The organism is Aeromonas sp. CA23 (assembly GCF_002587065.1).
In the GTDB taxonomy this organism is placed as follows: domain Bacteria; phylum Pseudomonadota; class Gammaproteobacteria; order Enterobacterales; family Aeromonadaceae; genus Aeromonas; species Aeromonas bestiarum.
Window position 1 is genome coordinate 1,372,215 of record NZ_CP023818.1, and the last position, 10,286, is coordinate 1,382,500.

The 10,286-nt window shown below is 56.1% G+C and carries 10 protein-coding genes (1 of these 10 only partly in view); all 10 read left to right on the top strand.

Features of this window, described 5'->3' with window-relative positions:
• Positions 1-30: 30 nt before the first annotated feature.
• A complete protein-coding gene (gene rpoC, locus CK910_RS06415; protein ID WP_043142620.1) occupies positions 31-4,335 on the top strand; it encodes a DNA-directed RNA polymerase subunit beta' in 4,305 nt (1,434 codons plus the stop codon).
• Between the two features lie 197 nt (positions 4,336-4,532).
• Positions 4,533-5,249 (top strand): helix-turn-helix transcriptional regulator, encoded by a 717-nt coding sequence (locus CK910_RS06420; protein ID WP_043554914.1) that lies wholly within the window; start codon positions 4,533-4,535, stop codon positions 5,247-5,249.
• A 25-nt stretch (positions 5,250-5,274) separates the two neighbouring features.
• Complete coding sequence (locus CK910_RS06425) at positions 5,275-5,655, top strand: RidA family protein (RefSeq protein WP_042036016.1); 381 nt, start codon at positions 5,275-5,277, stop codon at positions 5,653-5,655.
• A gap of 86 nt (positions 5,656-5,741) precedes the next feature.
• Positions 5,742-6,134 (top strand): sulfurtransferase complex subunit TusD, encoded by a 393-nt coding sequence (gene tusD / locus CK910_RS06430; protein WP_098981662.1) that lies wholly within the window; start codon positions 5,742-5,744, stop codon positions 6,132-6,134.
• 10 nt (positions 6,135-6,144) lie between these two features.
• Complete coding sequence (gene tusC, locus CK910_RS06435) at positions 6,145-6,501, top strand: sulfurtransferase complex subunit TusC (RefSeq protein WP_098981664.1); 357 nt, start codon at positions 6,145-6,147, stop codon at positions 6,499-6,501.
• Between the two features lie 7 nt (positions 6,502-6,508).
• Positions 6,509-6,787, top strand: coding sequence for a sulfurtransferase complex subunit TusB (tusB, locus tag CK910_RS06440; protein ID WP_043554908.1), 279 nt, complete (start codon positions 6,509-6,511; stop codon positions 6,785-6,787).
• A gap of 183 nt (positions 6,788-6,970) precedes the next feature.
• The gene (rpsL, locus tag CK910_RS06445) at positions 6,971-7,345 is read left to right on the top strand and encodes a 30S ribosomal protein S12 (protein WP_005306278.1); all 375 of its coding nucleotides are present in this window, start codon (positions 6,971-6,973) and stop codon (positions 7,343-7,345) included.
• Between the two features lie 93 nt (positions 7,346-7,438).
• Positions 7,439-7,909: a 30S ribosomal protein S7 gene (rpsG, locus tag CK910_RS06450; protein ID WP_005901834.1), complete on the top strand. Its 471-nt coding sequence runs from the start codon at positions 7,439-7,441 to the stop codon at positions 7,907-7,909.
• A 74-nt stretch (positions 7,910-7,983) separates the two neighbouring features.
• The gene (gene fusA, locus CK910_RS06455) at positions 7,984-10,089 is read left to right on the top strand and encodes an elongation factor G (RefSeq protein WP_043142611.1); all 2,106 of its coding nucleotides are present in this window, start codon (positions 7,984-7,986) and stop codon (positions 10,087-10,089) included.
• A 54-nt stretch (positions 10,090-10,143) separates the two neighbouring features.
• A protein-coding gene (gene tuf, locus CK910_RS06460) for an elongation factor Tu (protein ID WP_011898272.1) crosses the window boundary here: on the top strand, positions 10,144-10,286 show its 5' portion. Its footprint extends 1,042 nt past the window's final position; only the first 143 of its 1,185 coding nucleotides appear in the window; it begins with the start codon at positions 10,144-10,146; the stop codon falls past the right edge of the window.

Sequence of the window (10,286 nt, forward strand, 5' to 3'; positions counted from 1 at the left end):
CCGAGGTTAGACTCCTGACAGGGGAAACACGTGAAAGACTTACTCAAGTTTTTGAAGGCTCAGACCAAGACCGAAGAGTTTGACAGTATCAAGATCGGTCTGGCCTCTCCTGACATGATCCGCTCCTGGTCATTCGGTGAGGTCAAAAAGCCTGAGACCATCAACTACCGGACTTTCAAGCCGGAACGTGATGGTCTGTTCTGCGCCCGTATCTTCGGACCGGTGAAGGACTACGAGTGTCTGTGCGGCAAGTACAAGCGCCTGAAACACCGTGGTGTGATCTGTGAGAAGTGCGGCGTAGAAGTGACCCAGACCAAGGTCCGTCGCGAGCGTATGGGCCACATCGAGCTGGCCAGCCCGACTGCCCACATCTGGTTCCTGAAGTCCCTGCCGTCCCGTATCGGTCTGCTGCTGGACATGACCCTGCGTGACATCGAGCGCGTGCTGTATTTCGAATCCTATGTAGTGATCGAGCCCGGCATGACCAACCTCGAGCGCAGCCAGATGCTGTCCGAAGAGAACTATCTGGACGCACTGGAAGAGTGGGGCGACGAATTCGACGCCAAGATGGGTGCCGAAGCAATCCTTGCATTGCTGCGAGCCATCGATCTGGAAGGCGAAGTCAAGACCATGCGTGAGGAGCTGGATCAGACCAACTCCGAAACCAAGCGCAAGAAGACCACCAAGCGCCTGAAGCTGATGGAAGCCTTCCTGCAGTCCGGCAACAAGCCGGAGTGGATGATCATGACAGTGCTGCCTGTGCTGCCGCCGGACCTGCGTCCGCTGGTACCGCTGGACGGCGGCCGTTTCGCGACTTCCGATCTGAACGATCTGTACCGTCGTGTGATCAACCGTAACAACCGTTTGAAGCGCCTGCTGGACCTGGCTGCCCCGGACATCATTGTGCGCAACGAAAAGCGCATGCTGCAAGAGTCCGTGGATGCCCTGCTGGACAACGGCCGTCGTGGCCGTGCCATCACAGGTTCCAACAAGCGTCCGCTGAAATCCTTGGCCGATATGATCAAGGGTAAGCAAGGTCGTTTCCGTCAGAACCTGCTGGGTAAGCGTGTCGACTACTCTGGTCGTTCCGTTATCACCGTAGGCCCGACGCTGCGTCTGCATCAGTGCGGTCTGCCGAAGAAGATGGCGCTGGAGCTGTTCAAGCCGTTCATCTATGGCAAGCTGGAATCCCGCGGTCTGGCGACCACTATCAAGGCCGCCAAGAAGATGGTGGAGCGTGAAGAAGCTGTCGTTTGGGATATCCTGGACGAAGTGATCCGCGAACACCCGGTCCTGCTGAACCGTGCACCGACCCTGCACCGTCTGGGTATCCAGGCGTTTGAACCGACCCTGATCGAAGGCAAGGCCATCCAGCTGCACCCGCTCGTCTGTGCCGCCTATAACGCGGACTTCGATGGTGACCAGATGGCGGTCCACGTACCGCTGACCCTGGAAGCCCAGCTCGAAGCGCGCGCCCTGATGATGTCCACCAACAACATCCTGTCGCCAGCCTCCGGTGAGCCGATCATAGTTCCTTCCCAGGACGTGGTCTTGGGTCTGTACTACATGACCCGTGCCCGTATCAACGCCAAGGGCGAAGGTATGGTGCTGGCCGGCCCGAAAGAAGCCGAGAAGGTATATCGCGCCGGTCTGGCCGATCTGCATGCTCGCGTCAAAGTGCGTATCACCGAATATCTCCGTCAGGAAGATGATTCGCTGGTAGAGCGTACCGAGATGAAGAACACCACCGTTGGTCGTGCGATCCTGAGCCTGATCCTGCCGAAAGGCATGGAATACGCCCTGATCGACGAGCCCAAGGTGCTGACTGCTGCAGAGCAGGCTGATCTGGATGCCAATCCGCAGAACTGGATCAAGTCCGTATCCAACAAGGCGCTGGGCAAAAAGCTCATCTCCCGTCTGCTGAACACCTGCTATCGCAAGCAGGGCCTGAAGGACACCGTTATCTTCGCTGACCAGCTGATGTATACCGGTTTCCATTATGCGGCCCTGTCCGGTGCTTCCGTTGGTATCGATGACATGGTCATCCCGGATGCCAAGAAAGACATCATCGCCGCAGCCGAAGCCGAAGTTGCCGAGATCCAGGACCAGTTCCTGTCCGGTCTGGTGACCGCGGGCGAACGTTACAACAAGGTTATCGATATCTGGGCCAGCGCCAACGAGCGCGTCTCCAAGGCCATGATGGAGAACTTGTCCAAAGAGCGTGATGTCAACTCGCTGGGTGAAGAAGAAGAGCAGGCGTCGTTCAACAGCATCTTCATGATGGCCGACTCTGGTGCGCGGGGTTCCGCCGCCCAGATCCGTCAGCTGGCCGGTATGCGTGGCCTGATGGCCAAGCCGGATGGCTCCATCATCGAGACCCCGATCGTCGCGAACTTCCGCGAAGGTCTGAACGTACTGCAGTACTTCATCTCCACTCACGGTGCCCGTAAGGGTCTGGCGGATACCGCACTGAAGACGGCTAACTCCGGTTATCTGACTCGTCGTCTGGTTGACGTGGCACAGGACATGGTGATCACCGAGGACGATTGCGGCACTATCGAAGGTCTGTGGATGACTCCGCTGATCGAAGGTGGTGACGTGGTCGAGCCGCTGCGTGAGCGTGTGCTGGGCCGTGTGGTTGCCGATGACGTGATCAAGCCGGGTACCGAGGACGAGATCCTGGTAGCGCGCAACACCCTGCTCGACGAGCAGCTGTGTGACCTGCTGGAACAAAACTCCGTTGACCGCGTGAAGGTGCGTTCTGCCATCACCTGTGAAACTGACTTCGGTAACTGTGCTCACTGCTACGGCCGTGATCTGGCCCGTGGTCACCTGGTGAACAAGGGTGAGGCTGTCGGTGTTATCGCCGCCCAGTCCATCGGTGAACCGGGTACCCAGCTGACGATGCGTACCTTCCACATCGGTGGTGCTGCATCCCGAGCCGCTGCCGAGAACAGCATCCAGGTGAAGAATACCGGTACCATCAAGCTGCAGAACGCCAAGTTCGTTCACAACAGCGATGACAAGCTGGTTATCACCTCCCGTTCTACCGAACTGACCATCATGGATGACATGGGCCGTACCAAGGAAAGCCACAAGCTGCCTTACGGTGCCGTGTTGGAAGTGAAGGATACTCAGGCCGTGAGCGCCGGTGACACTGTCGCCAACTGGGATCCGCACACCCACCCGATCATCACCGAAGTGGCGGGTCGCCTCCAGTTCGAACACATGATCGATGGCGTGACCATCACTCGTCAGACCGACGAGCTGACCGGTCTCTCTTCTATCGTCGTACTGGATGTCAACGAGCGTCCGAGTGCCGGTAAAGAGATGCGTCCGACCGTTAAACTGGTCGACCTGAACGGCAAAGATGTCATGATCCCGGGTACCGATGTCGCCGCCCAGTACTTCCTGCCGGGCAAGGCAATCGTGAACCTGGAAGATGGTGCCAACGTGGGTGTGGGTGACGCGGTAGCGCGTATCCCGCAAGAATCCAGTGGTACCAAGGACATCACCGGTGGTCTGCCGCGCGTTGCGGATCTGTTCGAAGCACGTCAACCGAAGGAACCTGCCATCCTGGCCGAGATCTCCGGTACCATCTCCTTCGGGAAAGAGACCAAGGGCAAACGCCGTCTGGTCATCACCCCGACCGATGGTGGCGACGTCTACGAGGAGATGATTCCGAAGTGGCGTAACCTGAACGTGTTCGAAGGTGAAAAAGTTGAGAAGGGTGAAGTGCTGGCGGACGGTCCTGAGTCTGCTCACGACATCCTGCGTCTGCGCGGTATCAGCCCGGTCGCCAACTACATCGCCAACGAAGTGCAGGACGTTTACCGTCTGCAAGGCGTTAAGATCAACGACAAGCACATCGAAGTCATCGTTCGTCAGATGCTGCGCAAGTGCGAGATCCTGAGCGCTGGTGACACTGACCTGATCGAAGGCGAGCAGGTTGAAGTGGCCCGTGTGAAGATTGCCAACCGTAAGCTGGTTGCAGAGGGCAAGGCCCCGGCTACCTTCCGTCATATTCTGATGGGTATTACCAAGGCATCTCTGAGCACAGAGTCCTTCATCTCCGCGGCTTCCTTCCAGGAAACCACCCGTGTTCTGACCGAAGCGGCCGTTGGCGGCAAGCGTGATGAACTGCGTGGCCTGAAAGAGAACGTAATCGTGGGTCGTCTGATCCCGGCTGGTACCGGCTTTGCCTACCACCATAGCCGGATCAACCAGCGTGCCGCCGCAGCTCGTGCTGTCGGTGTACCGCAGGTGACTGCCGATGAGGCTCAGCAAAACCTGGCGGATCTGCTCAACGCATCCGGCAGTTTTGACGAAGAGTAATCTTCTGCTGCAGTGATTGAAAAAGGGCTCCTTCAAGGGGCCCTTTTTGTTGGTCGTTTTCTCGTCAACCCCAGTCGCCACGCGGATATTCGGATGATCCAGAGCAAGGTTGGGGAGTAAAAAATCAAAAAAAGTTGACATTGCCCCCTCGCAATTGAAAACTCGGGAAAGTTGAATGGTTATTACAGGGGTAGAACATGACTGTCGGTATCGAGGAAGTACTGCTTCCCGAAGAGCAGCTGAGCGGTCGCACTTTTACAGACGAAGACAGGGAATTGTTGCGCTCCTATGGAGGGCTTATCGAAGGCTTGGCCGAACTGTTCGGCAAGCACTGTGAAGTGGTTCTTCACTCCCTGGAAAATCTGCACGAGTCCGTGATCAAGATTGCCAACGGGTTCAATACGGGACGGAATGAGGGGGCACCCATTACCGATCTCGCGCTGCGTATGCTCAAGGACATAGAGAATACCGGCCAGGATTACACTCAGAGTTATTTTGCCCGCAGCCGTACCGGCGCCCTGATGAAGTCGAGTACCATCGCCATCAGGAACAGTGACAAGCAGGTGATAGGTCTTATCTGTATCAACCTGCACATCAATGCGCCTTTTCACGAGTTTGTCGCCGAATTCTTCCCGACGCCCCAGCAAGTGGAGCGCCAGTCGCCGGAGACCTTTGCCAACAGCGTCGAAGAGTTGGTCGCCCAGACGGTGGACAACACCATCGACGAGATCAACCGCGATCCGACCGTTGCCAACAATGCTAAAAACAGGTTTATCGTGACCCAGTTGTTCGAGAAGGGCATATTTGATATCAAGGACTCGATCAACCTGGTCGCCGACAAATTGAATATTTCCAAACATACCGTTTATCTGTACATCCGACAGCGCAAGCAGGGTGAAGACGAGAACGAGTAAGCGCCATAGAAGGGGATAGATAAGAATGGCTAAAGAAGTGATTGCAACCGACAAGGCGCCTGCCGCAATTGGTCCGTATGTTCAGGCTACCAAGCTGGGCGAATTGGTCTTCACCTCCGGGCAGATCCCGCTCGATCCGGCCACTATGGAGATAGTGGCTGGCGGCATCGAAGCGCAGGCCGAGCAGGTGATGAAGAACCTGGTTGCAGTATTGAAGGAAGCCGGTGCCGATACCGGCAAGGTGCTGAAGACCACCTGTTTCCTCAGCGACATGAACAACTTCGTTGCCTTTAACCAGGTATATGCCCGTTACTTTGGCGACTCGGCCCCGGCCCGTTCCTGTGTGGAAGTGGCGCGTCTGCCCAAGGATGTGCTGGTTGAAGTCGAAGCCATTGCTTACGTCTGATCCTCGGCAGAATGAAGAGCCCCTCCCAGGAGGGGCTTTTTTGTCTTTGGCGTAGAATGGACAGACACCCGTACAGGAGTCCGGATATGAGTCTGAATTTTGCCTTGCTGGTAACGGGGCCTGCCTATGGTACCCAGTCGGCCAGCACTGCCTACCGCTTCGCCTTGAGCCTCATCGAGCAGGGTCACCGGTTGTCACATCTGTTTTTCTATCAGGACGGGGTCAGCAATGGTAACGGCTTGCATGCCCCGGCATCTGATGAGACCGACCTGGTGGCCCTGTGGCGCGAGCTGGCCATAGGGCAGGGGATCCGTATCGATGTGTGCGTCGCAGCCGCCATGCGGCGCGGTGTGCTCGATGAGACAGAGGCGAAGGGAGCAGGCAAGGGGCAATTCAACCTGCAGGCCCCCTTCTGCCTGAGCGGGCTGGGTCAGCTGGCCGAAGCCAGCCTGACCGCCGATCGCTTTGTCCAGTTCTAGGGAGGGAGAGATGAACAAGATAGCCTTTATGTGTCGTCGCGGCCCTCATGGCACGTCTGCCGGACGGGAAGGACTGGATGCCTTGCTGGCGACCTCGGCGCTGACCGAGTCGCTGGCCCTGTTCCTCATCGGTGACGGTGTCTTGCAACTGGTCAGGGAGCAGCAGCCTCAGGCCATCTTGCAGCGCCACTATGCACCGACCTTCAAGTTGCTGGAGCTGTACGACATTGAGGAGGTGTATGTGTGTGCCGACTCGCTGGCCGAACGCGGTCTGACGGTGGATGATCTGCTGATCCCCGTCGAGTGCCTCTCCCGTGCCGACATCCGCCGCCAGTGGGGCCACTGCGCGACTCACATCTGCTTCTGAGGTGTTCATGATACAGCTGATATTGACCTCTCCCTTCCTGAGCCGGGATCTGGAGCAGGCGCTCTGCTATCGCCAGCCGGATGATCTGCTGGTGCTGATGCAGGATGCCGTCATCGCAGCCACGGTCCCTCAATGGGGTGAGCGACTGGCAGCTATTCCGCTCTATGTGATGCGAGAAGACTTGCAGGCGAGGGGATTGCAGCACAGGATCGGGATGGATCTGGATATGGCCGGTCTGGTCGCATTGATCGCGGAAAACGGGTCACCGCAGACCTGGGGTGGCTAGCGTCCATTTTTATCGATTAAGTTCAGTGAGTTATGACTATTGACAGGGGATCCATTGTGCCCTTTTGCGGCACGGATTGTATAAATCTTGACTCCCTTGACAACAGGGCATAAAATTTCGCGTCCCCGTATCTGCGGGGAGGATTTTTCACATGTTTATGAAGTCATTATCAGGAGCCTTTTGATGGCAACTATTAACCAGTTGGTTCGCAAGCCACGCATCAAGCTCGTTGTGAAAAGCAACGTGCCTGCGCTGGAAGCGTGCCCTCAGAAGCGTGGCGTGTGCACCCGTGTATACACCACCACCCCGAAGAAGCCTAACTCTGCACTGCGTAAAGTATGCCGTGTACGTCTGACCAACGGCTTCGAAGTCACCTCCTATATCGGTGGTGAAGGTCACAACCTGCAGGAACACTCCGTTGTTCTGATCCGTGGCGGTCGCGTCAAGGATTTGCCAGGTGTTCGTTACCACACCGTTCGTGGTGCGTTGGACTGTGCCGGTGTTAAAGACCGTAAGCAGGCTCGCTCCAAGTATGGCGTGAAGCGTCCGAAAGCTTAATGGTTCTCCGTTAAGTAAGGCCAAACGTTAATTCGTTTCTAGTTAGATAACTTTCTAGTTTTGGGTAACCCCTGAAGTTACGGAGAATTTGAAATGCCAAGACGTCGTGTTGTTGGTCAGCGTAAAATCCTGCCGGATCCCAAGTTCGGATCAGAGCTGCTGGCTAAATTTGTCAACGTAGTAATGGTTGACGGTAAGAAATCTGTTTCCGAAGCCATCGTATATGGCGCGCTGGACATCATTGCCACCAAATCTGGCAAAGATCACCTGGCCGTATTCGAAGAAGCCCTGGACAACATTCGTCCGTCCGTCGAGGTTAAATCTCGTCGTGTCGGTGGTGCAACCTATCAGGTACCGGTAGAAGTTCGTCCGGTCCGTCGCAATGCCCTGGCAATGCGCTGGTTGGTTGACGCCGCTCGTAAACGTGGTGAAAAATCAATGGCTCAGCGTTTGGCTGGCGAGCTGCTGGATGCCGCTGACAATAAGGGTTCGTCTGTCAAGAAACGTGAAGACGTTCACCGTATGGCTGAAGCGAACAAGGCCTTCGCTCACTTCCGCTGGTAATCCGCTTGCGCAGGGTCTTTTGGCTCTGCGCACCTTCAGTTATCTAGGGGTCCGCTCCTAGTAAGAGGATGACAATGGCTCGTACAACCCCCATTGAGCGTTATCGTAACATCGGTATCTCCGCTCACATCGACGCCGGTAAGACTACTACTACCGAGCGCGTTCTGTTTTATACCGGTGTAAGTCACAAGATCGGTGAAGTTCACGATGGCGCTGCCACCATGGACTGGATGGAACAGGAACAAGAGCGTGGTATCACCATCACCTCCGCCGCGACCACCGCTTTCTGGTCCGGTATGGGTAAACAGTTCCAACCGCACCGTATCAACATCATCGATACCCCCGGCCACGTTGACTTTACTATCGAAGTAGAGCGTTCAATGCGTGTTCTGGATGGCGCCGTGATGGTGTACTGTGCCGTAGGTGGCGTACAGCCACAGTCTGAGACCGTATGGCGTCAGGCTAACAAGTACAAGGTTCCCCGTATCGCGTTCGTCAACAAGATGGACCGTACCGGTGCCAACTATCTGCGCTGCGTTGAGCACATCAAGACCCGCCTGAAAGGTAACCCGGTTCCGCTGCAACTGAACATCGGTTCAGAAGAGAACTTCAAGGGCGTTATCGATCTGGTCAAGATGAAAGCCATCAACTGGAGCGAAGCAGATCAGGGCGTATCCTTCGATTACGAAGAGATCCCGGCTGAGCTGCTGGAAAAAGCGCAAGAAATGCGCATGACCCTGGTCGAAGCCGCTGCTGAAGCGTCTGAAGATCTGATGGAAAAATACCTGGGTGGTGAAGAACTGACTGAAGAAGAGATCAAGAAAGCTCTTCGTCTGCGCGTTCTGAACAACGAAATCATCCTGGTTACCTGTGGCTCCGCGTTCAAGAACAAGGGCGTACAGGCCATGCTGGATGCCGTGGTTGACTATCTGCCGGCACCGACCGACGTAGCTGCCATCGACGGCCTGAAGCTGGACGGCGTCACCAAAGACGAGCGTCATGCTTCTGATGAAGAGCCGTTCGCTGCTCTGGCATTCAAGATTGCCACCGACCCGTTCGTAGGCAACCTGACCTTCTTCCGCGTGTACTCCGGCGTAGTTAACTCCGGTGACTCCGTGCTGAACTCTGTCAAAGAGAAGCGCGAGCGTTTTGGCCGTATCGTTCAGATGCACGCCAACAAGCGTGAAGAGATCAAAGAAGTTCGCGCAGGCGATATCGCTGCTGCCATCGGTCTGAAAGATGTGACCACTGGTGACACCCTGTGTGACGAAAAAGCACCGATCATCCTCGAGCGTATGGAATTCCCGGAGCCGGTAATCTCCATCGCGGTTGAGCCGAAAACCAAGGCTGACCAAGAGAAGATGGGTCTGGCACTCGGCCGTCTGGCGCAGGAAGATCCGTCTTTCCGCGTATGGACTGACGAAGAATCTGGCCAAACCATCATCGCCGGTATGGGTGAGCTGCACCTGGACATCATCGTTGACCGTATGCGTCGCGAGTTCAAGGTTGAAGCGAACGTAGGTAAGCCGCAGGTTGCCTACCGTGAAACCATTCGTGAAACCGTCAAGGATATCGAAGGTAAGCACGCCAAGCAGTCTGGTGGTCGTGGTCAGTATGGTCACGTCATCATCGACATGTACCCGCTGGAAGCCGGCAAAGCCTATGAGTTCGTTAACGACATCAAAGGCGGCGTGATTCCTGGTGAATACATCCCGGGTGTTGACAAGGGTATCCGTGAGCAGCTGAAATCCGGCCCGCTGGCAGGTTATCCGGTAATGGATCTGGGTGTGCGTCTGCACTACGGTTCTTACCACGATGTCGACTCCTCCGAATTGGCGTTCAAGATCGCTGCCTCCCTGGCCTTCAAGGCTGGTTACATGAAGGCAAGCCCGGTCCTGCTCGAGCCGATCATGAAGGTTGAAGTCGAGACTCCGGAAGATTACATGGGCGACGTTATCGGTGACCTGAACCGTCGTCGTGGCCTGATCGAAGGTATGGAAGACGGCCCGTCCGGCAAGATCGTACGTGCCCTGGTGCCGCTGGCCGAGATGTTCGGTTATGCGACCGCCCTGCGTTCCGCTACCCAAGGTCGTGCTTCCTACGCTATGGAATTCGCTAAGTACTCCGACGCCCCGAACAACGTGGCCCAGGCAGTCATCGAAGAGCGCAAATCCAAGTAATTTATGATTCCCCGCCTACGACGGTAGGCGGGTTTAACCTAGAAGGACTACGTCGTGTCTAAAGAAAAATTTGAGCGTAACAAACCGCACGTAAACGTCGGCACCATCGGCCACGTTGACCACGGTAAAACCACCCTGACCGCCGCCATCACCAACGTGCTGGCCAAGCACTTCGGTGGTAAAGCTTTCGCCTTCGA